Source organism: Longispora albida DSM 44784 (genome assembly GCF_000379825.1).
Lineage (GTDB): Bacteria > Actinomycetota > Actinomycetes > Mycobacteriales > Micromonosporaceae > Longispora > Longispora albida.
The window spans coordinates 165,557-191,196 of sequence record NZ_KB903813.1 but is presented as its reverse complement, the minus strand read 5'-3'; the positions used below and the strand labels follow the sequence as shown (position 1 = coordinate 191,196).

Sequence of the window (25,640 nt, the reverse complement as noted above, 5' to 3'; positions counted from 1 at the left end):
ACACAGATATCGTGCCCTTGTTATGGACGTAGTGAAAATCAGCAAGCGCATGTCCCGCGCCCTGCGGCACTCACCAGAGCGGCTGGGCCTCAGGCTGGACGAGGGCGGCTGGGCCGAGATCTCCGACCTGCTGGCGGCGCTGGGCATCAGCCGCGAAGAGCTGGACATGGTCGTCGCGGAGAACGACAAGCAGCGGTTCGCCATCGAGGGCACCCGCATCCGGGCCAGCCAGGGCCACTCGATCGACGTCGACCTCGGGTACGAGCCGAAGGACCCGCCCGTCGTCCTCTACCACGGCACGCCGATCGGCAACATCGCCTCGATCCGGGCCACCGGCCTCAGCAAGGGCGGGCGGCACCACGTGCACCTGTCCGGCGACACGGACACCGCCCGGCGGGTCGGCGCACGCCGGGGACGGCCGGTGATCATCACCGTCCACTCTGGCCGGATGGCCGCCGATGGGCACGCCTTCTACCAGTCAGCGAACGGGGTGTGGCTCACCGAGCACGTGCCCCCGGCGTATCTGTCCTTCGACTAGACCTTCACGACCATCGCGGTGCCCTGGCCGACGCCGATGCAGGCGGCCGCGACGCCGTAACCGCCACCCCGGCGGCGCAGCTCGCGGCAGAGGTCGACGATGACGCGCGGGGCTGAGGCGCCGAGCGGGTGGCCGATCGCGAGGGCCCCGCCGTTCGGGTTGACCAGGTCACGGTCGATGTCGAGCTGCGCGAGGCAGGAGAGCACCATCGCGGCGAAGGCCTCGTTGATCTCCCAGACCGCGATGTCCTTCGCGGCCAGGCCGGCCTTGGCGAGGGCCTTGTGGATCGCCGGTACCGGGGCGACGGAGAACCTGTCCGGGTCGACGGCGACCGTGGCGGAGGCGACGACCTGGCCGAGCGGGCCACCGAACTCGTCGGCGACCGCACGGCTGCCCATCAGCACGGAGATCGCGCCGTCGTTGATCGGCGAGGAGTTGCCAGCCGTGACCGTGCCGTCCTTGGTGAAGGCCGGCTTGAGCTTCGCCAGGGACTCCATCGAGGACACCCGGATCGACTCGTCACGCTTGACGCCGTCGACCTCCAGGACGTAGTCGTCGTGCAGGCCCCTGTCCCAGGCCGCGGCGGCGAGGGTGTGCGAGCGCACCGCCCACTCGTCCTGCTCCTCGCGGGAGATGCCCAGCTCCGCGGCCACCGACTCGGCGCAGGCACCCAGCGAGCGGGTCCAGTCCGCCGGGAACTGCGGGTTGACCATGCGCCAGCCGACCTGCGTCGGGACGAGCTCCAGGCTCGGCGGCAGGCCCTTGTCCGGCTTGCCGATCACGAACGGCGCGCGGCTCATGCTCTCCACGCCACCAGCGACCATGACGGAGGCGTCCCCGGAGCCGATCGCCCGGGCCGCCTGCGTGATCGCCTCGCCGCCCGAGGCGCACAGCCGGTTGACCGTCACGCCCGGCACCGTCACCGGCAGCCCGGCCAGCAGGCCGGCCATCCGGGCCACGTTGCGGTTGTCCTCGCCGGCCCCGTTGGTGTCGCCGAGGATGATGTCGTCGATCCGGGCCGGGTCCAGGCCGGGGTGCCGGGCGATCAGCTCGCGGAGCGGCACGGCGGCCAGATCGTCGGTGCGGATGTGCGAGAGCCCGCCCCGGTGCTTGCCGAAGGGGGTCCTGACCGCGTCAATGAGGTAGGCGTCCACAAGGTGGAAGCCTAGTCTGGTCAGCGTGAATGATCTTCTCCAGCTTGAGGCGTTCTACGACGCCGTACCCCGTCCCGGCAGCCGCACCGAAGAGTTCGGGCCGTTGACCCTTTTTGTCAGGACCGGCGCAGGCTGGCCGTACTACGCCCGCCCCACCCTGGGCGGCACCGCCGAGATCACGGCCGCCGACGTGACCAAGGTCCGCGAGCGGCAGCGCGAACTGGGCATCCCCGAGTCCTTCGAGTGGGTCGCCGAGCTGGCCCCGGGCCTGGCCGGCGCGGCCACCGAGGCCGGGCTGCACGTGCACTCGCACCCGGTCCTGGTTCTCGGCGAGCTGACCGGGGGGCGGGACGTGCCGGGTATCCGCAAGGTCGAGGCTGACGACCCGGAGCTGGGCCGGATCCGCGCCGTCCAGAACGTGGGCTTCGGCAACGGCGGCACGGCCGTCGGGGTGGCAGGCCCGGCCGAACGGGACGCCGGCACCCTCCCGGAGGAAGACCTCGCCGACCTGCGCAAGCGGATCGCGGACGGCCTGACCGTCGTCTACGCCGTCTTCGACGCCGACGGCGGGCCGGTCGCGGCCGGCATGCACCAGCCGATCGGCCCGGTGTCGGAGATCGTCGGGGTGGCCACGCTGCCGTCCGCGCGCCGCCGGGGCCTGGGCGCTGCCCTGACCCGGGCGCTGACCGCAGACGCGCTGGCCGGCGGGGCGGAGGTCGTGTTCCTGTCGGCGGGCGACGAGGACGTGGCCCGGCTGTACGAGAGCCTCGGCTACCGCCAGGTCGCCACCGCCATGGTCGCCGAGCCGGCCGCGCCTGAGGTGTCGTCGTGACCGACCCCGCGCGAGTGCTCCCCGAGTGGCTCGTCGAGCGGGCCAGGGCCTGGGCCGCCGAGCCCGGTACCCCGGTGGAGCCCCGGCGCGCCGCGACCGTGCTGATCCTCCGCGACACCCCGGCCGGCGTCGAGGTGTACCTGCTGCGCCGCGCCACCACGATGGCCTTCGCCGCCGCGATGCACGCCTTCCCGGGCGGCGCGGCCGAGCCGGGCGACGCTGACATCGAGGCCACGGCCCGGCGCGAGGTCGAGGAGGAGACCGGCCTGGTGCTCGGCGAGCTGTACCCGTGGTCGCGGTGGATCACGCCGGAGTTCGAGCCGCGCCGGTACGACACGGACTTCTTCGTGGCCCGGCTGCCGGAGGGCGCCTCACCGCAGTACACAGAAGGGGGTGAAGCGGACAAGGTGGTCTGGCTGCGGCCAGCGGACGCCGTCACCCAGCACGCCGCCGGCGCCCTCGCGATGCTCCCGCCGACCGTGGAGACCCTGCGCCAGATCATGGGCTACCCGGACGTCGCCGCGGTGCTCGCTGCCGCCGCGGGCCGGGACGCGCTCACCGCGATCGTGCCGCGCGCGGTGCTGGTCGAGGGCGGCGCGCGGATGGTTCTGCCCGGTGAGGATGGATACTAACCAGTAATGACTGCTTTGTGACTTAGGCTACCCGGTAATAGTCACGATGTCGGCGAGGGGGCAGACATGGCTAAGCAGGATGCCTGGGAGTCCGCGACGGACCCGGTGGTCGCGGCGGACGCACCGAAGCGGCGGGGAGCGGGCAGGAAGCTCGCGGTGCTGGCCGGGATTGTGGCCATCGCCGGCGCGGGTCTCGCCCTGACCAAGGGCCGCAAGGCGCGCAAGGCCAAACGCAGGTAACGCCGAGAACGAGAAAGCCCCGGTCCGAGCGGACCGGGGCTTTCTTTCTGCACACTGGTTACACGTGCACGAACGGCTTGAGCAGGAAGTGGACGACGATGGCGACCAGCGCGGCCGCCGGGAACGTCAGCACCCAGGCCGTCACGATGTTGCCTGCCACGCCCCAGCGCACGGCGCGCAGCCGCTTCGTCGCCCCCACGCCCATGATCGCGGAGGTGATCGTGTGCGTCGTCGAGATCGGCGCGCCCAGGACCAGAGCGTTGAAGTAGAGCACGCTGCTGGCCACGGTCTCGGCCGCGAAGCCCTGCGGCGGGTCGAGGTGGATCACGCGGCGGCCGAGGGTGCGGATGATCCGCCAGCCACCGGCGTACGTGCCCAGGGCGAGCACGGTGGCCGAGGTCAGGAACACCCACCACGGGATGTGCGTCTTGCTGTCCTGGAAACCACCGGTGTACAGGGCCAGGACGACGATGCCCATCGTCTTCGCCGCGTCCTGCATGCCGTGGCCGACGGCCATCGCGGCCGCCGAGACGGTCTGCGCGTGCCGGAAACCCTTGTTGAGCTTGCCAGGGTTACCCCTGCGGAAGATCCACATCACGGCGATCATGACCAGGAAGCCGAGGAGCAGGCCGACCAGCGGGGACAGCACCATCGGGATCAGGACCTTCTCCAGGATCCCGCCCCACAGCACCTCACCGCCCGAGGCGAACAGCACCGCGCCGACCAGGCCGCCGAACAGGGCGTGTGAGGAGGAGGACGGGATGCCGAAGTACCAGGTCACCAGGTTCCAGGTGATCGCGCCGACCACGCCGGCGAAGACCAGCCACAGGCTGTTCGCTCCGGCCGGCAGCTTGACCAGGCCGGAGCCGACGGTCTTGGCCACCTCGCCGCCGAAGTACGCGCCGATCAGGTTGCCGATCGCGGCCAGGCCGAGAGCCGCACGCGGGGTGAGCGCCCGGGTGGACACCGAGGTGGCGATGGCGTTCGCCGCGTCGTGGAAGCCGTTGGTGTAGTCGAAGATCATCGCGACCACGATCACGGCGATGACGGCGATGAGTGCCTCACTCACGCGGTCACCTCACCCGGGGCCGAGCCGTGCTGGGGCCGCACTCAGGACTCCTTGGACGCGATGGTCTCGATGGTGTTCGCCACGTGCTCGAAGGCGTCGCAGGCCGCTTCCAGCTCGTCGGCGACCTCCTTCATCTTCAGCACGGTGAGCGCGTCGTACTCACCGGAGAACAGCCGGACCAGCAGCATCCGGTAGGCCTTGTCGCCACCGTTCTCCAGCCGGTTGATCTCGACCCAGTAGTCCTTGAGGTTCTTCATGCTCTTCAGCCGGCCCATCGCCTCGGCCGTCACCCTGGCCTGCTGGTTGAGCACCTCGACCATCTCGTGCATCTCCCGGGGGAGCACCGGCAGCTTGGTCAGGCCGTAGAGGTACACGAGGCTGCCCGCCGCCTCCAGGTGGTCCATGCAGTCGTCGAGCAGCGAGCCCAGCCGGTAGATGTCCTCCCGGTCGAAGGGCGTGATGAACGTGGAGTTCACCTTGTTGTACAGCTCGTGGGTGATGGCGTCGCTGTCGTGCTCGACGTCGACCAGCCGCTCGGCGATCGAGGGGATGTCCGCGTCAGCCAGGCCGAGCTCGCTGAGGATCTCAGCGCCACGGACCAGGTTCTGCGCGGCCCGGCTGAACAGGACGTAGAACGCGTCCTCGCTGGGACGTAGCTTGAATGGCACGGCAACCTCGTCTTCGCTTCCGATGCGGCCGGATTCCGTCCGGCCGGTGGCAATGCTAGGCACCCACTGACCAGCCCAAACAGTCGAGTACCCCGATTTAACGTCGATTCAGATCTTGTTCACCTGGCGTTCATGTAGCAGTCTCCAGGCGTTCGAGTTCCTTTTGCGGATCAAAGTCCGGTTCAGGGTACTTCAGTCCCAGCCCGGCGAGATGCTCGCGGAGCAGGCTGGCGACCGCCCAGTTCCGGTACCACTTGCGGTCGGCGGGCACCACGTGGAACGGGGCGGCCTCCGTCGAGCACTTCTCGATGATCGCGTCGTAGGCCTCCTGGTAGTCCCGCCAGTAGCCCCGCTCGTCGATGTCGCCCGGGTTGTACTTCCAGTACTTCTCCGGGTCGGTCAGCCGCTCGGCGAGCCGGGCACGCTGCTCCTCGTACGAGATGTGCAGGATCACCTTGACCAGCGTCAGGCCCGAACCGGCCAGCTCGGCCTCGAATTTGTTGATCGTGTCGTAGCGCCGCGCCCACACCCGCCGCGGCACGAGACCGCGCACCCGGACGACCAGTACGTCCTCGTAGTGTGATCTGTTGAACACGCCGACATATCCGGCGGGCGGCAGCGCGTTGCGGATCCGCCACAGGAACGGATGCGCCAGCTCCTCCTTCGTCGGCGCCCCGAAACCGGCGATCCGCAGCCCGATCGGATTGAACTGCCCGGCGACGTTCTTCACCGTGCCGTCCTTGCCACCGCAGTCGGGCGCCTGGAGCACCAGCAGCACTCTGCGCAGGTCACCGGCCGTTTTCGCATTCGCGAAGAGCATTTCCTGGTACCTGGCCAGATCGGCGCCGATCTTCGCGACCTCCCGCCGCGACCACTCCTTCGCGTCCTTGCTCCTGCCGGGCTTCACCCCGGGCGTGGAGCGCGGATCGATCCCGGCGAGGCTGGTACCCGGCCCGGCCCGGAGCAGGTCACTGAGCAGCATGCCCCCATCGTGCCCCGCTACCGTGTCCGGCGTGGACGTTTTCGAAGAGCACCGGGGCCACCTGTTCGGCGTGGCGTACCGGCTCCTGGGTACCCGCGCCGACGCCGAGGACGCCGTCCAGGAGGCGTGGCTGCGGTTCGCGGCAGCCGACCAGTCCGTCATCGCCGACGCGCGGGGCTGGCTGACCACTGTGACCGGCCGGATCTGCCTGGACGTGCTGCGCTCGGCCCGGGTACGCCGTGAGTCCTACATCGGCCAGTGGCTGCCCGAACCCCTCGTCACCAAGCCATCGTCCGAACCGGACCCGGCCGACCGCGCCGTGGCCGGCGAGGACATCAGCATGGCGCTGCTCGTCGTGCTCGAGACCCTGAGCCCCGAGCAGCGGGCGGCCTTCGTCATGCACGACGTCTTCGGCGTGCCCTTCGAGACCCTGGCCGCCACGCTCGGCGTCACCACCGCCGCCGCCCGCCAGCTCGCCTCCCGCGCCCGCAAGGCCGTCGCCGACGGCAAGGCCAGGCACACCGCCGACCGCGCCGAGCAGCAGAAGGTCCTCGCGGCCTTCCTCGGCGCCGTCGAACGCGGCGACCTGGAGGGCCTGCTGGCCGTCCTCGCGCCCGACGTCGTCGTCACGGGAGACAGCAACGGCCTCGCGCCGGCGGCGGCGACGCCGATCCCAGGTGCGCTGCGCGTCGCCCGCTTCATGCTCGGCCTCGCCAGGATGGCCCGCAAACAGCACACCAGCTTCGAGATCGTCGAGGTCAACGGCGACCTGGGCCTGATGGCCACCAGCCCGACGGGCGGGACGGTCGTGATGTCCTTCGCCATCGCCGACGGCCAGGTCAGCGCCGTCTGGGACCAGCTCAACCCAGAAAAGCTCCAGCACGTACCGGCCATCGACGCGGCGAACGCGATCGTCCTCACCGGGGAAGACCCCGAGGACGGCGCTACCGGGGAGGAATAGCGCAGGCGTCCCCGCTGGTGTACCCCTGGGCGGTCAGCCCCAGCGCCTTGTTCACGCGGGCCCGCTGGTTCTCCAGTCCGATGTGGTACGTCAGCTCGACGAGCTGCGCGTCGCTGAACACGGTGCGCAGCTCGGCGACCTGCTCGTCGGTGACCGTCATCGGCTGGGCGGTCATCGCGTCCGCGTACCGCAGCGCCAGCCGCTCCTCGTGGCTGTACTCGTCCGAGGTCTCGTACTGGTCGATCCGGATCAGCCGGTCCACGGACAGCCCGTGGGTCAGCTGGAGCATCGTGCCGAAGTCCACGCACCACGAGCAGCCGACCTGCGTGGCCGCCCGGTACACCGCCAGCTCCCGCACGGCCGCCGGCAGGGCACTCGACGCCTTCTCGACCAGCATCTCGTGCATCGCGCTCGCCCGGGTCAGCCTCGCGTGGTGCATGCTCGCCATGAACGGCTCCGGGACGGCACCGAACCGCCGTCTCGCGTACCAGTACATCAGCCGCCCGAGCACGCCCGGCTTCTCCACCAGCGGAATCCTCGCCATCTCGCCTACCTCCTCCGTCGCCTGCACTGGGAGATGGACGAGACAGCCGCCGGGAACGTGACACCAGCCCTACACACTCCGCCGGGCGGGCTAGTGTTCTGGAGATGGAGACAACGTTCGTCCGATACACGAAATACGACGGGAGTCTGCACTGGAACCACCCGGCGATGTACCTGGGAGAGGACTCGCACGGGGTGTGGCTGGGAATACCGGCCGGTCAGACCTTGCTCCGCGACACGACACCCAAGGTGCTCACCTACCGGTTCGTGATGCTCTTCCCGCGCGACGGCTGGTACACAGCCAGCTTCAACGCCCGGCCGAACCGCACCGAGCTGTACTGCGACGTGACGACCGTCCCCGTCTTCGACGGCGGAGAGGTGACGATGGTCGACCTCGACCTCGACATCACCCGGTACCGCGACGGCAGTGTCAGCCTGCTCGACGAGGACGAGTTCGTGGAGCACCAGGCCAAGTACCACTACCCGCCGGACGTGGTCACCGCGGCCGTGGACTCGGCGGAGTGGCTGCTCGGCACGGTACGCACCCGCCAGGCGCCCTTCGACGACACGCACGAGAAGTGGCTGGCCCTGGTGCCCTGAGGTTCGGGTACGAAACGCCCGGGAAAAAAATAAGGGCTTCTCGTGCACCCGTCAGAGCCCGCTTATCCTTGCTGCCTTCCGGCCCTGGGGAGGTTCACGAGATGAACGCCGCACGAGAAGCTGCTCTGAGCTTAGCTGGACCTCCCGACGTGCGCACCCCGGGGTGCGTCCTGTAGCCTCTCCTGCGGAGGATTCGCCTAGTGGCCTAGGGCGCACGCTTGGAAAGCGTGTTGGGGGAAACCCCTCAGGGGTTCGAATCCCCTATCCTCCGCTCGACATAGAAGGGCCGGTACCCATCGGGTACCGGCCCTTCGAGCATGTCCGGGCTCACACCCGCTCGAAGCCGCTGCCAGGTACCTCGTAGATGCAGCTCGTCTGGTGGTCGTGGAGGTAACTGATCAGGTCCTCGCCCGGGTGGGCCGGCAACAGAACAGCCTTCGCCTGGTGTGAGATGTGACGCCCGTAGTCGAGAAGCTGCCCGAGGGCGAGCCGGATGCTGTCGCGGGCCACCGTGCCCTTTGCCTCGATCAGTTCCTGGTCCTGTACGTGATAGAGGTCGATCTTGAGCGGCTTGCTCTGGCCGGAGAGGCTGATTTCCTTGCTGGTCAGGTCGCCGCCCTGCTCGGCAACCCAGGCACGATACCGCTGGACCAGCAGCGACTCACGTCGCTCGGCGATGATCGCCTCGCGCCCTGCGGACGTGAAAGTGCTGGTGTGGCTGGCCTCGACAGCGACGTCCCGCACCGTCGGTCCATGCTGATCTTGCGCTGTTTCCACCGCTTCCCGGGCTACCAGGAGTGCCCGGATCCCGGCAGCTCTGGCCAGCATGCCGACAGGGTCGGCCTCGAACTCGTCGAACACCTCGCCATCCAGGCGGTTGTCGTTCGTCCGCTGTGCCGACCTGCTCGCTGCAATGTTCGCGGTCTTACGTGCTACCCCGGCAGGGTTACGGAAGTCCGGGCCGCGCTTGTCATGGGGGTACCACTGGCCGGACTGGAGAAGCTGGGAAAGGGCGACGACCCGAGGGTCATGATGGTCGAGCGGCCGGCCACCGTTGGCCTTCACCAGCTCACACGCCAGGATGATCTCTTCCTTCTTCCAGACCGGCACGGGTATGTCACGAATCTGGAATCCCAGCTCAGCGAGCCACGTCGCCGCGGTTTCCCGGTCTAGGGGCACCGGCACGCCCAGCGGTCCGAGGATCGAGGCGACGAGAGCTTTCGTGTCGTACAGCCGCCCGTCGAGATCCACGAACAGCGTTTTCGTCCTGGGAAGTTTGCGGTTCTTGATGAAGGTCAGCCGGCCTTCGGCATCGTAGGCGGCGATGGCAGACAGCACTCCGTCAACGGTCAGCTCAGGGGGTGGCATCTCCTCAGGCTAGGTCTCCTTGATCGCTGTTTCAGCCCCGAAACGAACGAAATTCAGCACTTCCAGCGCCAAAACACTGATCTTGTACTGGACAGCACGATGGCGCTGCCGAGCCCACTTGGGCGGCAGCGCCATCGGCATCGTTTAGCTGACGAAGAGGCGACGGCGGCGGCGGACCACGATGATGGCCGTGACGCCGAGGGCGAGGAGGATGACGCCGGCCGTGGCGGCGACGGAGAGGGCGACGCCGGTCACGGGGAGGGAGCTGGCGCCGGCGGAGTTCTGGGTCGTCGTGGTGCCGGTGGAGCCCGTGTTGTCGGCGGAGCCGGTGTTGGCCGACGTGCCGGACATGTTGGCCACCGCCATGCCCGTCCAGCTCACGCTCGCGGCCGTGTCCGCGTTGATCTCCTGGTCGGAGGCCGCTGCGAGGGTCTGGGTCTTCTGGTCGCGCTGGACGAGCATGCGGCCTGCCGGGAGTACGGCCTTGCCGCGGGCCGTGATCGTCGCCGAGCCAGCGGTCGCGCCGGTCGGGATGGACACGAAGGCCTGCTGGCCGTCCTTGAGGGCGGTGACCGGCTTGCCCTGGGCGTCGACGAGCTTGGCGCCGGCCGGGGCCTCGGTCAGCGTGACCGGTACGGGGCCCTCAGACGTCGTGTGCAGCGTGATCGGCCCGATCCGCGAGCCGTCCTGCGGCCGGGTCGGCGTGTCGAGCGTCAGGGCGGCCTTCGGCTCGGTCGGGACGCCGGTGTTGGCCGCGCCGGTGAGGTACGAGTACACGGCGGTGGTGGCCGCGTTGTTGTCCTGGGGCGCGATGGTGATGCCGTCGGTGTAGTGCCAGATGGCTGCCTGGGTACCGCGGACAGCGTCGTCCGGGGTCAGTCCCTTGCCGACCTTGCCGCTGAACGCCGCGAGGCCCATCTTCGGGTACGAGTTCTGGAGGATCCAGTTGACCTGGGAGCTGTTGCGCTGGAAGTCGTTGCCGGTCGGGTGCTCGTCGTACCCGGCTTCGACCATCGGCGCGCGGTCGACGGCCTTCTGGGCGAGGTCGAGGCAGTAGGCGTGGACGGTGGCCCCGTCGGCGAGCTTGACGGCGTAGAGGGCCGTGTCGGCCGTGTACGCGCCGCCGTGCCGCTGGGTGAGCCGGAGTTCCTGCTTACCGATCTTCGACGCTGCGTAATCGACCCGGCCGCGTACTCCGTGGTCGGCGTACGCGAGGCCGGGTGCGATGACGGCTGCTACTGCTATACCAGCGAGGATTGCCCTCACTGTACGGAAAAGTCCAAATTTAACCACTCGGTGATAGTAATCACCGATTACGCGATGATCGTCTCCAGGGCGATCTCCGCCATCTGCGAGAACGTCTTCTCCCGGTCCTCGGCCGGCATGGCCGTGCCCTGGAAGATGTGGTCACTCACAGTGAGGAGAGTGAGGGCCTTCGCCCGGAACCGCGCGGCGATCGTGTACAGCGCGGCGGTCTCCATCTCCACGGCCAGCACGCCGTACTTGGCCAGCTTCGGGTACAGGTCCGGCTGGTCGCCGTAGAACGCGTCGGCGGCGAGCACCTGGCCGACCCGGAGGGTGATCCCCTTGGCCGCGGCGGTGTCGACGGCCGTGCGCAGCAGCTCGAAGTCGGCGACCGGCGCGAAGTCGACGAAGTTGTCGAAGCGCTGCCGGTTCATCGCGGAGTCGGTGCTCGCGCCGATCACGGCGACCACGTCACGCAGGTCGAGGTCGTCCTGGATCGAGCCACAGCTGCCGACGCGCATGACGGTCTTCACGCCGTACTGGTCGAGCAGCTCGTGCACGTAGATCGACGCGGACGGCATGCCCATCCCAGAACCCTGGATGGAGACGTCGACGCCCTTGTACTTCCCGGTGAAGCCGAACATGTTCCGCACCGTCGAGTAGCACTTGGCGTCCTCGAGGTACGTTTCGGCGATCCACTTGGCCCGCAGGGGGTCGCCGGGCATGAGGACCCGTTCAGCGATCTCGCCCGGCTTGGCTCCGATGTGCGTACTCATGTCCCTGATCCTGCCAGGCTCTGCCCCGCTGGCCGGTCAGGTCACCCGGTCCGGGTCACCCGGATCACCGCCGGAGGCGATATGCGGTCACCCGGAACGACACCGGCCCCCGCCGTGCTGTAACCTCGTCGGCGGTGGCGTGTCCGAGTGGCCTAAGGAGCACGCCTCGAAAGCGTGTGAGGGTGCAAGCCCTCCGCGGGTTCGAATCCCGCCGCCACCGCCAGCGAAGAGCCGGTACCCGACTGGGTGCCGGCTCTTTCTCATGTCGTGACGGTCACCGCGGACAGGTGTACGCGGGTGCCGCCGCGCAGCGAGTTGGGGATCTCCGCGATGGCGTCGACGTGGTCCACGAGTTCGCGGAGCCGGTCGGCTGGGGCGTCGCCGCTGAGTTCGACCTCGTACTGGATGGGTGCGGACACGGCCGGGTCGCCCGTGAAGTCGCCGTGCACGCGGACATGGACCCGTTCGAGCGTGATCCCGGCCGCGGCGGCCTCCCGGAACAGGTCGTTGGAGACGCAGCCCGCGACGGCGAGGTACAGGAGCTGGCCGCCGTTGAAGCCGAGCCCGCCGCCACCGTCCTTGGCCGGGCGGTCGACGACGAGCGTGAAGTGGCCGGCCGCGCCGAGCGCCGTCGTGCGCCCGTCCACTGTCCGGGTCTCGACTGTGAAGCCCACGTCCTCCACTGTCGCACGGTTCAGCGGTGCTGGGTGCGGAACCATTCCCTGAGCACGTCGCCGCACTCGGCTTCGAGCACGCCGCCGTACACCTCTGGCCGGTGGTTAAGCCGCTGGTCGCGGAGCACGTCCCAGAGCGAGCCGGCCGCGCCGGTCTTCGGCTCCCAGGCGCCGAAGACGACCGCGCCGATCCGGGCGAGGACCAGGGCGCCGGCGCACATCGTGCACGGTTCGAGGGTGATGGCGATCGTGCAGCCTTCGAGGCGCCAGGTACCGAGGATGTCGGCGGCCGCCCGCAGCGCGATGATCTCGGCGTGGCCGGTCGGGTCGCCGGTGGCCTCGCGGGTGTTGAATCCGGTGGCCAGCTCGGTGCCGTCCGGGGCGTAGATCACCGCGCCGACCGGTACGTCCCGGGGGTCGGCCTGGCTGGCGGCTTCCAGGGCGCGCCTGATCATGCCCGGATGGGCTGGCCGCAGCATCTGGCTAGCGGAGCTCTTCGACCTCGTCGGCGCAGCCGAGGGTCTCGCAGATCTTCGCCGTCACCTCGGAGGGCAGCATGCCTTCCTGGGCGCAGAACTTGAGCAGGGCGACGGCCGGGATGCCCAGGTCGCCGAGCAGGTCGGCGTCGCCGACCGGGTTGGAGTCGGGGTCAGCCGCCGGCCGGTCGTCCTCGGACTCGTCGTCGTCGAGGTCTGGCAGCCGCTCGGGCTCCAGGTCGCCCAGCAGGGCCGCGCCCAGGGCCGACTCCTCGGCGTATCCGGCGTCGGAGCCGAAGACGCGCAGGTCGTCGTTCTCGTCGAGGCGCAGGATGACGAGATACTCGTCGTCGGCCTCGACGAACAGCAGGCCGAGGTCGCCCTCCGCGAGGTCGCGCAGCCGGTCGGCTGCTTCCTCGACGTCGGTGATCCCGCGCAGGTCAATGTCCGATGCGGACCATCCGGCACTGCCCCGGACGGTGGCGGCTGCGAAGTACGACACGATCCCCCCGGCCAAGTCGTTGACTGCCGGAGCGTACCCGGCTGATAGTCATGGCAACAAGCGGCGCGCGGTCCTGCGAGGTCAGGCAGGGTGGCCGGTCTAGCGGTGACTCCTGGTACCGGTCTGGCGGTGGCACATAGTGGCCGCCTGACGTGAAGCTGTCTGGTGACGTAGAGCTGTCTGGCTTCAGGCTGCCCAGCGGCGGCGGAGCGCGATCAGCTCGCGGAGCCGCTCGGTCCGTGCTCGGCGGGGCTGCATCCGGTCGCGCAGCGCCTTCATGTCGGCAAGCTCCGCGAGGAGCTGCAGACGGCGCCTGCGGCGATCTGGTTCGAGCCGGTCCAGCCTCATCGACATGTACCCACCGTGCCGAGGAAGCCGGGCCGCGTCAAGCATGGCTCGCAAAGTGGGCATGAACCATCACATGGCGTGATGTCACCACAACAGCCAGTCGCCGCGTACCCACTGGGCCGTCAGCACGACCCCCGCGACCATGAGGGCGAAACTGCTGGTCAGGGCGATGCCGACCGCCACGCCACGGTCGCCGCGGGCGATCAGCAGGGCGGTCGCGAGCGTGGCCATGATCCCCGCCACGATCGTCAGCCAGACGTACCCGGCGGCGCTGCCCCACCAGAACACGCCGAACAGCAGGTACCAGGCCGCTGCGGCCCCGGCACCCGCCAGCACGCCCAGCCAGCGCACCGGATGCGGCTCGCGGTACGTGGGGCGGGGCTCCCAGCGCGGGTAGTAAGGCGTCACAGCCCGAGCGTATCGGAGATGGCTGTACGGAAATCCAGGAAGACTACGGGGAGAAGGTCGCGAAGCGGAGCTGGGGGATCTCGCCGGAGCCGAGGGTGGTGAACGTGCCGCCAGCCGCGAGCTTGCCGCCGGCCACGGCCAGTGCGGCCACGCCGATCACGCCGTCGGCGTCGGGCGCCCAGGGCAGCAACTGTCCTGTGAGGTCTGCCGCCAGCAGCTTGTACCGTTCCTGGCTGCCGTCGAGACACATCCCGAAGTCGCCGGTCCGGTCGGAGCGGCACACAGCGTCGAAGTGGCCGCCGCCGTAGACGACGCCCTTGTACTCGGCGATCGCCTGCATGTCGCCGTCCGCCGTGACCCGCCAGCGCTCCTCGCCCGTGCTCGTGTACGCGACGAGCCGGCCGCCCTGGCCGCCGAGGGCCGCGTAGATGCCGTGCTCGCCAATGTGGACGTTGCGGACGAGTACGTGGACCTTCGGGTCGAAGCTGGTGTCGATCTCGCCGGTCACGGGGTGCACGGCCGCGAAGTGGTCGTAGTCTGCCGAGCCGTTCAGGGTCTCGAAGGCCCCGCCCGCGTACACCCGGCCGCCGCTGACGGCGAGGGCGTGGACCTGCTGGTCGGCTCGCGGGTACCAGTCCTGGTCGAGTTCGCCGTTGTCCAGCCAGAACGCGGCGAGCTTGGAGCGCTCGACGGCGCCGACGGCCTTGATCTCGCCGGCGGCGTAGACCCGGCCGTGGCCGACGGCGAGGGCCCTGACCTCCCCGTACACCTTCGGCGCGAGGTCGGGGTCGAGGCTGGCGTCGCGGTACCCGATGCGGCCGATGTGCCTGCGCGGTTCGCCGTTGAGCTCGTCGAAGGCTCCGCCGACGATCAGGCCGGAGGGTGCGGTCGCGAGCGCGTACACCGGGCCGTCGGCGGTGGGTGCCCAGTCGAGGAGGTCGCCGGTGCGGGCGTCGACGGCGGCGAGGCCTGCTCTGCGGTACCGCTGACCGTCCACTATGGCGTGACTGAACTCACCGCCGACGTAGACGACGTCCCCGGCCCGGGCCAGCGCGTGCACCGGGGCGTTGAAGCCCACCGAGTCGTCGGGCAGGTCGGACACGACGTGCGGAGGGCTGGCCGGGCTCGCGGCGGCGGTCAGAACGAGTGCCGCTAATACCCACAAAAGGCGCATAAGCTCCTAGCTTAGGGCCAGGGCCTGCGGGGACAATGGGCGGATGCGCATCGCGGTGCTCGGCCTCGGCTTGATCGGCGGTTCCCTCTTCCGCGCCCTGCGGGCCGCGGGCCACGAGGTCACCGGCTATGACACCGACCCGCGCGTGCGTGCGCTGGCAGGTGCCGCCGGGTCCGCTGCCGCGGCCATCGATGGCACGGAGCTGACCTTTCTCTGTGTACCGCTGCCAGCGGTGCCAGCACTGCTCGCCGAGCTCGGCGGATACCCCGGGCTGCTGAGTGACGTGACCTCGGTGAAGGGGCCGATGGCGAAGCTGCTGGCGGAGGCTGGGTTCGCGCGGTTCGTCGGCGGGCACCCGATGGCGGGCAAGGAGCTGTCCGGCTTCGAGGCGAGCGATCCCGGGCTGTTCCGTGGCCAGCCGTGGGTGCTGTGCCTGGACGAGGAGACCAGTGTGGACGACTGGTGGCTGCTGGCCAGGCTGGCCGGCGAGAGCCTCGGCGCCCGGGTCATCCCGTCCACCAGCCACGAGCACGACGCGGCCGTCGCCCGGATCAGCCACGTACCGCACCTGGTGGCGAGCGCGCTGGCCGCCGGAGCGTCCGACCCGGGCGTGCTGGCGCTGGCGGCTGGGTCGTTCCGGGACGGTACGCGGGTGGCCGCCACGTCACCGGCGCTCGTGGCCGCGATGTGCGGGGGCAACGCCGAGGCTGTCCGGCCAGCCCTCGACGAGCTGATCGGCGCGCTCCTCGCTGTGCGGGACGTGCTCGACGACCCGGCGGGGCTCAGGGCGTGGCTGTCCGCTGGTAACGGAGTACGGGAAAAATGGCCATGGGCCGAGACGGCGCGGGAGATCCCGGCGGACCGCGCTGGTCTCCTCGCCGCGGGACGCCGGGGCGAATCTGTTACGTGAGCTGGGCCGCAACCGTCTAGGGTCTGAGCGCATGGGAAACGTTGATGACATCGCGAACCGGTATGTCGACGAATGGGCGCCACTCGACCCGCTGAGCGCCTCCTCGGTCGGCATCGCAGGCTTTGACGACAAGATGTCGGACCTCAGCCCGGCCGGGCTGGACGCGCTGGCCGACCTGGACCGGCGCACGCTGGCGGCTCTCGCGGCTGTGACCCCGGGCGACGAGCGCCAGCAGGTCGCCAAGGAGGCCATGCAGGAGCGGCTCGGGCTGGCCGTGGAGATGGACGAGGCCGGGCGCCGCGCGCAGATCAACGTGATCGCGAGCCAGGCGCACGAGGTCCGGATGACCTTCGACATGATGCCGACGGAGGGCGAGGAGGCCGTCCGCAACATCGCGCTGCGGATGTCGCTGGTGCCGCAGGCGCTCGCCGGGTACAAGGAGACGCTGCTGGCCGAGGCGGCCAAGGGCAACGTCGGCGCCCGCGCGCAGATGGAGAAGGTCGCCGCGCAGTGCGACGTGTGGGTCGACCCGGCCGGCGACAACTTCTACCCGGCGCTGGCCGGCCGGCTGGAGGCCTCCCCGGCGCTCCGCAAGGACCTGGAGGCCGGCGCTGCCGCCGCTGCCGCCGCGACTGCCGATTTCGGCGCGTTCCTGCGTGAGTTCGCCCCGAAGGGCCGCGAGAAGGAGGCTGTCGGGCGCGAGCAGTACCAGCTGCACTCCCGCTACTTCCTGGGCGCGGCCGTCGACCTGGACGAGACCTACGCGTGGGGCTTCGAGGAGGTCGCCCGGCTCCGGGCCGACATGGAGGCGACGGCGAAGCTGATCGTCCCCGGCGGCTCGGTCGACGCTGCCGTCGCGGCACTCGACGCCGACCCGGCGCGCAACATCGGGTCCAAGGAGGAGTTCCGCGACTGGATGCAGGGGCTCGCGGACAAGACGATCGCCGACATGCACGGCAAGCACTTCGACATTCCCGAGCCGGTACGCCGGATCGAGTGCATGCTCGCCCCGACGAGTGACGGCGGCATCTACTACACCGGCCCGAGCGAGGACTTCTCCCGGCCGGGGCGGATGTGGTGGGCGGTACCGCACGGCGTCACCACGTTCTCGACGTGGCGGGAGGTGACCACGGTGTTCCACGAGGGCGTGCCGGGGCACCACCTCCAGGTCGCGCAGACCCAGTACCGCAGCGAGCTGCTCAACCGCTGGCAGCGGCTGCTGTGCTGGAGCTCGGGTCACGGCGAGGGCTGGGCGCTGTACTCCGAGCGGCTGATGGCGGAGCTCGGCTACCTCGACGACCCGGGCGACCGGCTGGGCATGCTCGACGCCCAGCTGTTCCGGGCCGCCCGCGTGGTGGTCGACATCGGCATGCACCTCGAACTCGAGATCCCGCGCGGGGCCGGCTGGGACCAGTGGGCCGGGCAGAAGTGGACGCCGGAGATCGGGTACGAGTTCATGCGGGCCAACTGCCGGATGCCGGACGAGTTCCTCCGGTTCGAGCTCGACCGGTACCTGGGCTGGCCGGGCCAGGCCCCGTCCTACAAGGTCGGCGAGCGGATCTGGCTGCAGGCCAGGGCGGACGCGCAGGCCCGCAAGGGCGCTGACTTCAACCTGAAGGAGTTCCACCGGGCCGCGCTGGACCTCGGGGCACTGGGCCTCGACCCGCTGCGGGCAGCTCTGGCCCGGATCTGAACCGGCGGAAACGGCCGCGCACCCTTCTGGGTACGCGGCCGTTTCTGTGTTTCTCAGACGTACTTGACGATCAGGTTCGGTGCTTCGAGCTTGTTCGTGTCGAGGAAGACCAGATCGATCTCGGCGTCCGTGAAGATCATCCACGGCAGGACCAGCGGCGGGGGCGAGTCCGGCGTGAAGGTCACCGGGATGCCGAGCAGCTTCGCGTGGAACTTGCTGGCGTAGAAGTGCACGTCGCCGCTGACCCGCAGCCGCGAGGACTTCTGGTTGAGCGTCTTGCCGGTCGCCTCGTCGGGGCTGTTCATCTCGAACGGCGTCGAGGTCGACGAGCTCATCTGGAAGTACAGCGTCCTGATCGGCGCCTGGTTCAGCCTGGGCAGCTCGACCACGCCGACGTACTTCATCCCGGTCATCTCCTGCACCGAGGCCTTGATCCGCGACGGGTACCAGGAGACGGGTGGCTGGGCGGCCGCTGCGGCGACCTTGCGGTGGCAGAGCGGGCTGGTGGTGGCCGAGGGCTTGGCTGGTGCGGCGTTGGGCGCGGCCTTGACCGCCGGGTGCCCGGCTGTGTTGCCTGTGCCTTCCGGAGCGCTGTGGGAGAACGGCCACCACCACGGCTTGTCGGGGCTCGGGCTGGGTGTCGGCGAGGCCGGGGGTTGTGCCGTGGCCGGCCGGGTGGTCGCCGGGGCCGTCGGGGCCGGGACGGTCGGGACGCCCTGGCTCGGGGCCGGTACAGGGGCGGGAGCCGGGTTCGGGTTGGGGGCTGGAGCCGGAGCTGGTTGTGCGCCGGGCTGCGCCGGGGCCTGGACGCCGGGCGGGCACGGGATCGCGCCGTCGCCGGGAGCCGCGAAAGCCGGCATGTCGAGCCCGGGAGCCATCAGGCCCGCTGCGAGCAGGCTGAGCGGCAGGATCGCGCCAGCCACGATCTTGCGCGGGCTGGTGGTGCCGCCGCTGACTTCGGTGTTCGCGGTTTCGGTGCTGGCGGATTCCGGGTTACCGGCTCCGGGCCTGGCCGAGTGCCGTCCACTGTGCTCTGTGGTTTCCGAGGCCGGGGTGTGGGGCTGTAGCGGCAGGCCGGGCAGTTCCGCTGTCGCCGTCTCGTCCTTCGCCTCGGCCGGGGTGGCCGTGTCGTCGTCAGCGTCGTCGCTGGTCTTCTTCTTGCCCTTGGCGGCCTGCGCGTCGGGATTCACCGGCTCCCACGCGAAGGCCAGCGAGCCGCCGATCAGCGCCATCAGCATGCCGATGACGAAGCCGCCGAGGTTCGTGAACGGGAACGACGCGAGGCCGAGCAGGATGGCCACGATGCTGAGGAACGTCCGCTGCGCTGGCTGGAACCAGAGCAGCAGGCCGGCCAGGATCAGCACGCCGCCGATGATGAAGCCGGACAGCGCGCCGATGCCGACCCGGATGATCAGATCCATCGGCGCCCAGGGCAGCGCGATGATCTCGAACCCGGCGAGCATGGTCAGGAGGCCACCCCAGAACGGCCTGCTCTTGCGCCACGTACGCCAGGGCTCCCATTGCCACAACTTCCCTCGCACGTACGCCTCCTGGGTCTTGCCGCGAGTACTTGCCGGTGCCTGGGCGGACAGGGGACGGCGGGGCGGGGTGCCGCCCGCCCCGCCGCCTCCTGGAATCCGGATGAGTGCACGCCCGGAGTACCGGGTCATGTGTGCACGTCGGAGGGTGGAACAGGGGTGTTACAGGATGTACGGGGTGCTACCCGGTGAAGATGGGTGCTACTCCGTGAAGCAGGGGTGCACGCCGTTGAGTACCTGCAGGTGCATGCCGGTCAGCTTGAAGGTACCGGCGTTGACGCCCCACGCGACCTGCTTGACATTGGTGATCTGGGCCCTGGTGGCCTGCTGGCCGAAGCCGCCCACGGCGCCCTTGCCGGTTGGGCCGCCCTTGCTCAGGGTGCTGGCGTCCTGGCCGATCTGGATGTCGGTGAAGACCGCGTCGCCCTTGAGCTGGGTCATGTCCAGGAACAGGTTCTCGGCGATGACGTCGGCGTCCTTGCCGGCCGTGATCTTGATGGTGACCTTGCCGATCACCGGTACTTCCTGGATGACGGACTGGCACAGGTCGCGCACCTTGGCCGACTTGGCTGCCGCGATGGCGACGGCGTGCATCTTGTCCTTGTTTCCTGCACCGTTGACCTCGACGTCCACGCCGCCGTACTGGGCGAAGCCGTCGACGTCCATGGAGGATGCCGAGACCTGGAAGTCGTGACCGGACACCGCGAACGACGCGGCGATGGCGCCGTTGCTCAGCCCGGTGAACATCACGACCACAGCAGCGGTGGCCGGCACCATCGCGTAGGCGAACTTCCGCCAGCGGGTCCGGCCGACCAGGGTTTCCTTCACGAGTTTTCCTCCTCGCGATGGCGCCGCCGGCACGGCGGCAGGCTGGCGCGGTGGGGGTCGGGGGGTCTGGTGGTGATGAGGGTCACTCAACCAGTGACGACGATGCTGCCGCGATCCTCGTCACACCACAAGAGGCGGGGCTACCAGCGAGTAACACTCCCCGGTAGCCTCGCCCCGTTACCGGCCAGCGCTCGGTAATCAACCCACCCGACATTCGCCGGAAACCTGGATGAAACAACCGTGATCCAGGTCACCCACGGCGACGGAAACCCTGTTATTACGGTTTGGTAACAAACTCGGGCCGGAAGATGCCATCGAGCGAGTACGTCCGGTACTCCCGTTCACACGGCGGCCCGTCCGTGATCATGAGGCGTCGTTCATCGAGGTCCATCACTACCGAGCTGGCCGTCAGCGAGTGCAGCTCCTCCGGGTCCGACGGATTCACGTGCCTGCAGACGGAGTGCGGGAAGCCGACGTGGTCGGTGAACGCCGTGACGAGGTCCTTCTCCGACACGCTGCGATCGGCCGCGGCGTCGGCCGTGACCTGCCGGACGCGGAACTCGCGGAACAGCGTCGAGCCGCCGTAGTCGGTGACGACCCGGTCGCGCAGCGGGAGGTCGGCCGAGAAGTGGTTCGCGTGGCTGAGCAGGCCGTCCCGCGGGTACAGGCGGCCGACGGCGCCCGGGGCGAGTTCGAGGTCGAGTGCTGTGCCGCCGTGCGGACCGCCGGTGGCGATCAGCATGTTGATCGACACGCTGCGTGGTAGCGCGGTCACCGTGAGGGCGGCCGAGATCCCTTCCGGACGGTCGAGCAGGGCACGGATCAGGACGTGGTACGGCACTCCGCCCGAACGGGTGTCCCGGTCGCTGCCCAGCAGGTTGACGCACACCCCGACCCCGGCGGAGTTCAGGCCGGCCTTCGCGAGCATGCCAGCCTCAGCGAGGGTGAGGATCTCGTGACCGCGCTCGTCCTGGGTGGCGAGGAGAATCGTGTAGGGGGCCTGGGTCGGGTACCAGTCCCAGTTCTGGCCGAGCAGTGTGTGACCGCTGGCCGTGTGCTCGGGGAGGACAGCCAGGCCGGTGCACTCGGTGACCTTGTTGCCCTCCAGCATCAGCTCCGTACGGGCGTTGAGGGCGTAGATGTCACCGACAGCGATCCCGGCCGCGTCGGCGATGGCGTCGAGCGTCTCGGCGGTGCGGGGCACGAACTTCCGGGTCGTCTCCCGGAACTCCTCGCCGGCCCTGGTCACTTCGGCGGAGTCAAGGCCTGCGAGGTTGCGGAACTTGGCCCGGTAGTCCTCGAGATTGCCCGCGATGAGGGTAGCGGCCTGCGAGCCGTAACTGGCCCCGATCTCGGCCGGGGTGCCGTTGGCGACGATGAGGGGTAGTGACATACGGCCAGGCTATCCCGGCCGCCCAGCGGATTAGAGTGCGCTACATGACCGTCATCGATGACAGCGCGGGCGTGGCGCGGGGTGGTGTTCGGGGCAGGCCGCGTGGGCGGGTGCGGGCCGTTGTGCTGCTGGCCATCGCTTTCGTGTACCTGGTGGGCGTGGTGCTGCGTTACGTCCGGGGGCTGGCCGAGGCGGGGAGTCACGCCGAGCTGATCAGCGGGCTCCACGACCCGAAAGACCTTTCCCTGCCCTTTCTCGTACCGGTGGACATGGCCGCCTACGTCTACGTCCTGCTCTGCGGGTGGCTGGGCAGCCTGATCCTCATGGGTTCCTCGGCGGTACCCCTTCTCGACACGGAACGTGCGGCGCGCGGCCGGTGGTGGTACCTGCTGGTGGCTGGGGTCGCGGCCAACGCGTGCGTCGTGGCCGCCTCGGTGAGCCCGTGGGGGTGGGACATCCTCACCTGGTTCGGGGACTGAACACAGAGCACGCACACCGGGCTTGGTCAGTTGTACCGGATCCCGACCCGTAGTTCGTTGTTGGAGAAGTCAGTGTCCTGCGGGAGGACGCCGTTCGCCTTCTCAGACGGACCGGCGTGGAAGACCAGGTCGTACCGGACCTTTCCTGTCGCGCGGATCCTCAACTCGACGACCACGGTCCCCGTGCCGATCAGCTGGGATGCGTCAACTTCGTCACCGAGCTCGCTGTTTGTCTTGTAACTACGGCCGAGCTGGAACGGGCCACTGATCGTGGTCACAGTGATCGAGCCGAACGAGCCCCCAGCCCCGAAACCCACGTTGTACGGGCTGGCCTGCGGCGCGATACCGGATACCTCCATGCGGACCACACCCTCATATCCGCCGTCCTTGGGTATGAGCGTGACTTCCTTGGGACCGGCGAGCGAAATGTCGAGCTGGCCGCGCTCTGCTTCGCCCTTGTCTCCGATGAACTTGGTGACGAAGGACTGGCCTCCGACCTTCCCGGTGAGCGGCAGCGGGCCGAAGAACTGGCCCATGATGGTGACGTTGAGGTCAAGCTTGCGTTCCTGGCCGGGCGGCAGGTCGGCCACCTCGCATTCGATGAAGTCCTTGGTGCGCGTACACCCCGGGCTGGCTGTGACCTCGATCGGGGTTTCCTTGGTGAGCTGGAGTTTCATCGCGCCGGTTGGCTTCGAGCCGTTGTTCTTGAGGGTGACGGGAAGCTTCCCGCTGTAGGGGCCGGATCCCAGAATGAGCTCGACGCGGACCTTGTCGGGGGCCGTCACAGACAGACCGTCCACTGTGGTCTGCACGGTCGGCGCGGTGGAGGTCAGTGACGGGGGTGGGGTCGGGCTCGGCTTGACGACTGCGGTGGCGCTGGGCGGGGCCGCGAGGCCAGCGGTGCCGGGCGTCGGCTCTGAGCCGGGGAGCAGGTTCACTGCACCGAAGGCCGCAGCCACGATGGCGATGGGAACGACGGCTGCCGCTGCGACCACCCGGGTCCGGTGCCGCTGTTTCGCGGCCGAGACGCCGTCGAGGGTGTGGGGCGAGCGTTCGTCCAGTACGTCGTCGCGGGCGGATTCGAGCGCCGCCCGGATGTCGAAGTCCTCGTCCTTCATGCGCTTACGCCTTTCTCGTCACCGCGGAGCCTTTCGGCCAGCGCTGCGCGCCCGCGGTACAGCCACGTCTTGACGGTGCCCTCGCGAACCCGGCACGCCTCGGCGATCTCCGCCACCGGCAAGCCGGCCAGGTAGTGCAGGACCAGGGCCTTGCGGTGATTCGCCGGGATCCCGGCCATCGCGGTCATCAGGGCCACCCGTTCGGGACCCGGGCCGGCGTGCGGCTCCTCCCGGTGCAGGTGCGCGTACCGGCGGGCCGTGACCAGGCGGCGGAACCGGCTGGTGGCCAGGTTCCAGGCGACCCGGCGCACCCACGTCACCGGGTCGTCGTACCGGGAGATCCGCCCCCACCTGACCCAGGCCCGGCAGAACGCTTCCTGCACGGCGTCCTGAGCTTCCGGCAGATCGCCCAGGTACACGTAGAGCTGGGCGGAGAGTTCACGGAAGTTGGCCCGGTAGAGCTCGGCGAAGCCGTGGTCCATGCCCTCCTCCGCTTGGGTACCGTCGCGTGCGTGTGCGTGGGTCATCGTCATGGCACCTACACGCCAGGACAAGGCGGAAGGTCACAGTCCTGAGTGGAGAGGGTCTGCGGAGGGTGCCCAGGTGGCCGGATGGTGGTGTAGTGATCGCTGTTTGAGCTGGCATTGTGTCGTTTTTCGTTAGCTTTGAAGTTGTAATGGCGATCTAGGAAGAAATGTCATAGGCGCCGTCTACATTTCCGGCCATGACTGAGACGCATACACGGATGCAGACGCAGACTTCGGCGCAGCAGGTGCTGGTCGCGGATCGGCTTGAGTTCCGGCGAGAGCATCAGGTCGGAGAGCGCCGGTTTCAGGTTGTCGCCGTGTCCACCGGGGACGAACGCCTGGAGATCAGGCTGACGGGAGCAGGCCCGGGGGGCGATGAGGTTCTCCGGCTGGAGGGTGTCCTACCGCCCGGGGACCTGCCGATCGCTGCGGACCTGGTGGGGTCGGTGGGGCGCCTGTTCGGGCCGGCACAGGCGAGCGGAGTCGCGATGCCAGCCGAGCGCCGCAAGAAGAAGAGCCCCCAGGCATTCGCCCGTTGGACCGAGGCAGAGGAACTGCGGCTCGTGGCCCGGCACGCGGAGGGAGCCGGGCTGCCGGATCTGGCTCAGGAGTTCAGCCGGAGCAAGGGGGCGATCGCGGCCCGGCTGGAGCGGCTCGGCGTTATTCCGGAGGGCAGCTCGGGATACGCCCAGCGGTGGGTTAACCGGGGTGGCGGAGATCCGGGTGGTGGAGGTCAGGGTGGCGGAGGTCAGGGTGAGGGTTCTCTGGGTGACGCGGCTCAGGGTGGGGAGGGCTAAGGCGGGAAAGGTCCGGTGTGGGTGGTTGCTGGGATTCGAGGGCGGGGTGGAGGTGGGCGGGGGCTGGAGCTGAGTTCGGGCGGAAAGGGGCGGTGGGTATACGGCGGCTAGGCAGGGGCAGGTCGCCGAGCTTATGACCGGGCTGGGGCGGCGAAGGCGCCCGTTGATGGGCTGGTGGCGGGGCTTCTGGCGAACACGCGCCTGATGGGCGCCCGGATGGTTTGGGCTGTTGCGCGCTGGCCGAGTCGACACGGTCAGCGGATGCGCTGCGGATGGCAGGTTGGCACGTGAGTCACCTGGTCACCGGGGCGGGCGTCAGCCTGCGTCGTGAGTAGACGCGTGGGGCGGCGGGGCTTGGGGATGGGCGGAGGGCGGGGTGGGGGGAGGGGGAGGGGGCCCCACCCCACCAACGTGACCAGATCGGGCCAGACCAGACCAGACCAGGCCGGGTGAGGCGGGGCAAGGCAAGCGAAGCGGATCCGGAATGAGCCCGTATCACCACCACCCCAACCGGCCAGCAAACAGGCCACCACCCCACCCCTCCCCACCACCTCCTATTCCCCCACCCCATCACAGTCCTGAGTGGACATTGTCACACCGCAAGTTACTGGAAAGTTTGTTTGTATTTACCAGAACCTGAGGTAGCTTGATCAAAGGCGCGCCTGACCTGCGAAATCTCACTGTCCTTTTTGGACACGACATGCATACGGGAGTGAGAATCATGGCTCTTCTGACCGCGAAGCGTGCTGCCGCCGTGCTCGGCTCGGCAGCGCTCACCGCCACCGCCCTGCTCGCCGCCCCCGCTGCCGCCCAGGCCAACAGCCCGGTCTGCACCGCCACGTACGCCAACCTGGATCTGGCGAACCGTTCGGCGAGCTGGGGCGTGACCTGCTCCGCAGATTCCCGGATCTACGTGGACGCCCAGCTCTGGTACGACAACCAGACGTCGGTGAACCTGCCGGAGTCGGGTTCCCGGGTCGTGAAGGCCGGCGAGACGTGGACGGTGTGGACCCAGGACAACACGCACACGGGTGCGGCCTGGCACGGCGTGCTGCACATCGTGAAGGAGAACAACGGCCCGGCGACCGTCCTGGCTCACGTCTCCAAGTAGCACCAGCGAACACCGGCCATACCGGTAGTTACCCGCCGCTGGCCGGGAGGCCTCCC

General features: G+C 69.2%; 31 protein-coding genes, 2 tRNA genes and 1 other RNA gene. 13 read left to right on the top strand and 21 right to left on the bottom strand.

The features are described from left to right. The first annotated feature begins 22 nt into the window (after positions 1-22). The gene (locus A3G1_RS0100875; RefSeq protein ID WP_026211674.1) at positions 23-538 is read left to right on the top strand and encodes an RNA 2'-phosphotransferase; all 516 of its coding nucleotides are present in this window, start codon (positions 23-25) and stop codon (positions 536-538) included. Here the strand turns inward: A3G1_RS0100875 and A3G1_RS0100870 are convergent. Then, complete coding sequence (locus A3G1_RS0100870; protein ID WP_018347564.1) at positions 535-1,692, bottom strand: thiolase family protein; 1,158 nt, start codon at positions 1,690-1,692, stop codon at positions 535-537. The genes A3G1_RS0100875 and A3G1_RS0100870 overlap by 4 nt on opposite strands. A 25-nt stretch (positions 1,693-1,717) precedes the next feature. On the opposite strand from A3G1_RS0100870, the gene A3G1_RS0100865 reads away from it, so the two are divergent. From A3G1_RS0100865 to A3G1_RS40265, 3 genes are all read left to right on the top strand, one after another. Continuing rightward, entirely contained in the window at positions 1,718-2,524 is an 807-nt protein-coding gene (locus A3G1_RS0100865; protein ID WP_018347563.1) for a GNAT family N-acetyltransferase, read from the top strand. Beyond that, entirely contained in the window at positions 2,521-3,156 is a 636-nt protein-coding gene (locus A3G1_RS0100860) for an NUDIX hydrolase (RefSeq protein ID WP_018347562.1), read from the top strand. The genes A3G1_RS0100865 and A3G1_RS0100860 overlap by 4 nt, the downstream gene beginning before the upstream one ends. Before the next feature lie 66 nt (positions 3,157-3,222). Next, entirely contained in the window at positions 3,223-3,396 is a 174-nt protein-coding gene (locus tag A3G1_RS40265; protein ID WP_018347561.1) for a hypothetical protein, read from the top strand. A 58-nt stretch (positions 3,397-3,454) separates the two neighbouring features. On the opposite strand, the gene A3G1_RS0100850 is transcribed toward A3G1_RS40265, so the two are convergent. The 3 genes from A3G1_RS0100850 to A3G1_RS0100840 all read right to left on the bottom strand — a co-directional run bounded on the left by A3G1_RS0100850 (position 3,455) and on the right by A3G1_RS0100840 (position 6,115). Next, a complete protein-coding gene (locus A3G1_RS0100850; RefSeq protein WP_018347560.1) occupies positions 3,455-4,465 on the bottom strand; it encodes an inorganic phosphate transporter in 1,011 nt (336 codons plus the stop codon). A gap of 41 nt (positions 4,466-4,506) precedes the next feature. Then, positions 4,507-5,133: a DUF47 domain-containing protein gene (locus A3G1_RS0100845; RefSeq protein WP_018347559.1), complete on the bottom strand. Its 627-nt coding sequence runs from the start codon at positions 5,131-5,133 to the stop codon at positions 4,507-4,509. 130 nt (positions 5,134-5,263) lie between these two features. Next, positions 5,264-6,115: a PPK2 family polyphosphate kinase gene (locus tag A3G1_RS0100840; protein WP_018347558.1), complete on the bottom strand. Its 852-nt coding sequence runs from the start codon at positions 6,113-6,115 to the stop codon at positions 5,264-5,266. A 31-nt stretch (positions 6,116-6,146) separates the two neighbouring features. Here A3G1_RS0100840 and A3G1_RS0100835 point away from each other — a divergent pair, with 31 nt between their 5' ends. Beyond that, entirely contained in the window at positions 6,147-7,076 is a 930-nt protein-coding gene (locus A3G1_RS0100835; protein WP_245563414.1) for a sigma-70 family RNA polymerase sigma factor, read from the top strand. On the opposite strand, the gene A3G1_RS0100830 is transcribed toward A3G1_RS0100835, so the two are convergent. Then, a complete protein-coding gene (locus tag A3G1_RS0100830) occupies positions 7,060-7,620 on the bottom strand; it encodes a carboxymuconolactone decarboxylase family protein (RefSeq protein ID WP_018347556.1) in 561 nt (186 codons plus the stop codon). The genes A3G1_RS0100835 and A3G1_RS0100830 overlap by 17 nt on opposite strands. A gap of 104 nt (positions 7,621-7,724) precedes the next feature. On the opposite strand from A3G1_RS0100830, the gene A3G1_RS0100825 reads away from it, so the two are divergent. Further along, a complete protein-coding gene (locus A3G1_RS0100825; protein WP_026211673.1) occupies positions 7,725-8,219 on the top strand; it encodes a DUF402 domain-containing protein in 495 nt (164 codons plus the stop codon). Between the two features lie 28 nt (positions 8,220-8,247). Here A3G1_RS0100825 and ffs read toward each other — a convergent pair. Further along, an RNA gene (gene ffs / locus A3G1_RS39330) (signal recognition particle sRNA small type) lies at positions 8,248-8,344 on the bottom strand. A 61-nt stretch (positions 8,345-8,405) separates the two neighbouring features. Between ffs and A3G1_RS0100820 the strand changes: the two genes are divergently transcribed. Next, positions 8,406-8,490, top strand: a tRNA-Ser gene (locus A3G1_RS0100820). 56 nt (positions 8,491-8,546) lie between these two features. On the opposite strand, the gene A3G1_RS37975 is transcribed toward A3G1_RS0100820, so the two are convergent. Genes A3G1_RS37975 through deoD form a run of 4 tightly spaced genes read right to left on the bottom strand, consistent with a single transcriptional unit; the run spans position 8,547 to position 11,608 of the window. Further along, entirely contained in the window at positions 8,547-9,587 is a 1,041-nt protein-coding gene (locus A3G1_RS37975; protein WP_157640827.1) for a ScoMcrA-related endonuclease, read from the bottom strand. Positions 9,588-9,596: 9 nt separating this feature from the next. After that, the gene (locus A3G1_RS42050) at positions 9,597-9,722 is read right to left on the bottom strand and encodes a hypothetical protein (RefSeq protein WP_281167817.1); all 126 of its coding nucleotides are present in this window, start codon (positions 9,720-9,722) and stop codon (positions 9,597-9,599) included. Between the two features lie 9 nt (positions 9,723-9,731). Next, positions 9,732-10,853 carry a thioester domain-containing protein gene (locus A3G1_RS0100810; protein WP_018347553.1) on the bottom strand — a complete coding sequence of 374 codons (1,122 nt, stop codon included), beginning with the start codon at positions 10,851-10,853 and terminating at the stop codon, positions 9,732-9,734. Between the two features lie 47 nt (positions 10,854-10,900). Further along, positions 10,901-11,608: a purine-nucleoside phosphorylase gene (gene deoD, locus A3G1_RS0100805; RefSeq protein WP_018347552.1), complete on the bottom strand. Its 708-nt coding sequence runs from the start codon at positions 11,606-11,608 to the stop codon at positions 10,901-10,903. Between the two features lie 133 nt (positions 11,609-11,741). On the opposite strand from deoD, the gene A3G1_RS0100800 reads away from it, so the two are divergent. Continuing rightward, positions 11,742-11,831 (top strand) — tRNA-Ser (locus tag A3G1_RS0100800). Positions 11,832-11,868: 37 nt separating this feature from the next. Here A3G1_RS0100800 and A3G1_RS0100795 read toward each other — a convergent pair. The 6 genes from A3G1_RS0100795 to A3G1_RS32530 all read right to left on the bottom strand — a co-directional run bounded on the left by A3G1_RS0100795 (position 11,869) and on the right by A3G1_RS32530 (position 15,190). Continuing rightward, the gene (locus A3G1_RS0100795; RefSeq protein ID WP_026211672.1) at positions 11,869-12,282 is read right to left on the bottom strand and encodes an OsmC family protein; all 414 of its coding nucleotides are present in this window, start codon (positions 12,280-12,282) and stop codon (positions 11,869-11,871) included. Between the two features lie 20 nt (positions 12,283-12,302). Next, entirely contained in the window at positions 12,303-12,761 is a 459-nt protein-coding gene (locus A3G1_RS0100790) for a nucleoside deaminase (protein WP_018347550.1), read from the bottom strand. A gap of 4 nt (positions 12,762-12,765) precedes the next feature. Further along, a complete protein-coding gene (locus A3G1_RS0100785) occupies positions 12,766-13,260 on the bottom strand; it encodes a tRNA adenosine deaminase-associated protein (protein ID WP_026211671.1) in 495 nt (164 codons plus the stop codon). A gap of 186 nt (positions 13,261-13,446) precedes the next feature. Continuing rightward, positions 13,447-13,614, bottom strand: a complete 168-nt coding sequence (locus A3G1_RS41060; RefSeq protein WP_169437509.1) for a hypothetical protein — start codon at positions 13,612-13,614, stop codon at positions 13,447-13,449. A gap of 78 nt (positions 13,615-13,692) precedes the next feature. Further along, the gene (locus A3G1_RS0100775) at positions 13,693-14,016 is read right to left on the bottom strand and encodes a hypothetical protein (RefSeq protein WP_018347547.1); all 324 of its coding nucleotides are present in this window, start codon (positions 14,014-14,016) and stop codon (positions 13,693-13,695) included. A 43-nt stretch (positions 14,017-14,059) separates the two neighbouring features. Then, entirely contained in the window at positions 14,060-15,190 is a 1,131-nt protein-coding gene (locus tag A3G1_RS32530) for a hypothetical protein (protein WP_157640825.1), read from the bottom strand. A gap of 43 nt (positions 15,191-15,233) precedes the next feature. Here A3G1_RS32530 and A3G1_RS0100765 point away from each other — a divergent pair, with 43 nt between their 5' ends. Together A3G1_RS0100765 and A3G1_RS0100760 are read left to right on the top strand one after the other, a co-directional pair. After that, positions 15,234-16,100, top strand: a complete 867-nt coding sequence (locus A3G1_RS0100765) for a prephenate dehydrogenase (RefSeq protein WP_018347545.1) — start codon at positions 15,234-15,236, stop codon at positions 16,098-16,100. Positions 16,101-16,131: 31 nt separating this feature from the next. After that, positions 16,132-17,793, top strand: coding sequence for a DUF885 domain-containing protein (locus tag A3G1_RS0100760; RefSeq protein ID WP_018347544.1), 1,662 nt, complete (start codon positions 16,132-16,134; stop codon positions 17,791-17,793). Positions 17,794-17,846: 53 nt separating this feature from the next. Here A3G1_RS0100760 and A3G1_RS42045 read toward each other — a convergent pair whose 3' ends face one another. The 3 genes from A3G1_RS42045 to A3G1_RS32525 all read right to left on the bottom strand — a co-directional run bounded on the left by A3G1_RS42045 (position 17,847) and on the right by A3G1_RS32525 (position 21,552). Continuing rightward, complete coding sequence (locus tag A3G1_RS42045) at positions 17,847-19,463, bottom strand: DUF6114 domain-containing protein (RefSeq protein ID WP_211216198.1); 1,617 nt, start codon at positions 19,461-19,463, stop codon at positions 17,847-17,849. Positions 19,464-19,532: 69 nt separating this feature from the next. Next, entirely contained in the window at positions 19,533-20,159 is a 627-nt protein-coding gene (locus A3G1_RS0100750; protein ID WP_018347542.1) for a DUF6230 family protein, read from the bottom strand. 277 nt (positions 20,160-20,436) lie between these two features. Next, on the bottom strand, positions 20,437-21,552 hold the full coding sequence (locus A3G1_RS32525) for a C45 family autoproteolytic acyltransferase/hydrolase (protein WP_018347541.1): 1,116 nt from the start codon (positions 21,550-21,552) through the stop codon (positions 20,437-20,439). Positions 21,553-21,596: 44 nt separating this feature from the next. On the opposite strand from A3G1_RS32525, the gene A3G1_RS0100740 reads away from it, so the two are divergent. Beyond that, positions 21,597-22,031: a hypothetical protein gene (locus A3G1_RS0100740; RefSeq protein ID WP_157640824.1), complete on the top strand. Its 435-nt coding sequence runs from the start codon at positions 21,597-21,599 to the stop codon at positions 22,029-22,031. Between the two features lie 26 nt (positions 22,032-22,057). Here A3G1_RS0100740 and A3G1_RS0100735 read toward each other — a convergent pair whose 3' ends face one another. Beyond that, positions 22,058-23,149 (bottom strand): hypothetical protein, encoded by a 1,092-nt coding sequence (locus A3G1_RS0100735; RefSeq protein WP_018347539.1) that lies wholly within the window; start codon positions 23,147-23,149, stop codon positions 22,058-22,060. After that, on the bottom strand, positions 23,146-23,676 hold the full coding sequence (locus A3G1_RS0100730; RefSeq protein WP_245563413.1) for an RNA polymerase sigma factor: 531 nt from the start codon (positions 23,674-23,676) through the stop codon (positions 23,146-23,148). The genes A3G1_RS0100735 and A3G1_RS0100730 overlap by 4 nt, the downstream gene beginning before the upstream one ends. A 317-nt stretch (positions 23,677-23,993) precedes the next feature. Between A3G1_RS0100730 and A3G1_RS0100725 the strand changes: the two genes are divergently transcribed. Together A3G1_RS0100725 and A3G1_RS0100720 are read left to right on the top strand one after the other, a co-directional pair. Beyond that, positions 23,994-24,473, top strand: coding sequence for a hypothetical protein (locus A3G1_RS0100725; RefSeq protein WP_157640822.1), 480 nt, complete (start codon positions 23,994-23,996; stop codon positions 24,471-24,473). A gap of 721 nt (positions 24,474-25,194) precedes the next feature. Continuing rightward, positions 25,195-25,584, top strand: coding sequence for a hypothetical protein (locus tag A3G1_RS0100720; protein ID WP_018347536.1), 390 nt, complete (start codon positions 25,195-25,197; stop codon positions 25,582-25,584). Positions 25,585-25,640 lie beyond the last annotated feature (56 nt).

Coding starts and splice junctions, on each gene's coding strand:
- A3G1_RS32525 (WP_018347541.1), bottom strand. CDS start 21,552: ATGTCACTACCCCTCATCGTCGCCAACGGCACCCCGGCCGAGATCGGG.
- A3G1_RS42045 (WP_211216198.1), bottom strand. CDS start 19,463: ATGACCCGGTACTCCGGGCGTGCACTCATCCGGATTCCAGGAGGCGGC.
- A3G1_RS0100840 (WP_018347558.1), bottom strand. CDS start 6,115: ATGCTGCTCAGTGACCTGCTCCGGGCCGGGCCGGGTACCAGCCTCGCC.
- A3G1_RS0100875 (WP_026211674.1), top strand. CDS start 23: ATGGACGTAGTGAAAATCAGCAAGCGCATGTCCCGCGCCCTGCGGCAC.
- A3G1_RS0100735 (WP_018347539.1), bottom strand. CDS start 23,149: ATGAAGGACGAGGACTTCGACATCCGGGCGGCGCTCGAATCCGCCCGC.
- A3G1_RS0100830 (WP_018347556.1), bottom strand. CDS start 7,620: ATGGCGAGGATTCCGCTGGTGGAGAAGCCGGGCGTGCTCGGGCGGCTG.
- A3G1_RS41060 (WP_169437509.1), bottom strand. CDS start 13,614: ATGTCGATGAGGCTGGACCGGCTCGAACCAGATCGCCGCAGGCGCCGT.
- A3G1_RS0100790 (WP_018347550.1), bottom strand. CDS start 12,761: ATGCTGCGGCCAGCCCATCCGGGCATGATCAGGCGCGCCCTGGAAGCC.
- A3G1_RS0100720 (WP_018347536.1), top strand. CDS start 25,195: ATGGCTCTTCTGACCGCGAAGCGTGCTGCCGCCGTGCTCGGCTCGGCA.
- A3G1_RS40265 (WP_018347561.1), top strand. CDS start 3,223: ATGGCTAAGCAGGATGCCTGGGAGTCCGCGACGGACCCGGTGGTCGCG.
- A3G1_RS0100825 (WP_026211673.1), top strand. CDS start 7,725: ATGGAGACAACGTTCGTCCGATACACGAAATACGACGGGAGTCTGCAC.
- A3G1_RS0100760 (WP_018347544.1), top strand. CDS start 16,132: ATGGGAAACGTTGATGACATCGCGAACCGGTATGTCGACGAATGGGCG.
- A3G1_RS0100765 (WP_018347545.1), top strand. CDS start 15,234: ATGCGCATCGCGGTGCTCGGCCTCGGCTTGATCGGCGGTTCCCTCTTC.
- A3G1_RS0100730 (WP_245563413.1), bottom strand. CDS start 23,676: ATGACCCACGCACACGCACGCGACGGTACCCAAGCGGAGGAGGGCATG.
- A3G1_RS32530 (WP_157640825.1), bottom strand. CDS start 15,190: ATGCGCCTTTTGTGGGTATTAGCGGCACTCGTTCTGACCGCCGCCGCG.
- deoD (WP_018347552.1), bottom strand. CDS start 11,608: ATGAGTACGCACATCGGAGCCAAGCCGGGCGAGATCGCTGAACGGGTC.
- A3G1_RS42050 (WP_281167817.1), bottom strand. CDS start 9,722: ATGGCGCTGCCGCCCAAGTGGGCTCGGCAGCGCCATCGTGCTGTCCAG.
- A3G1_RS0100740 (WP_157640824.1), top strand. CDS start 21,597: ATGACCGTCATCGATGACAGCGCGGGCGTGGCGCGGGGTGGTGTTCGG.
- A3G1_RS37975 (WP_157640827.1), bottom strand. CDS start 9,587: ATGCCACCCCCTGAGCTGACCGTTGACGGAGTGCTGTCTGCCATCGCC.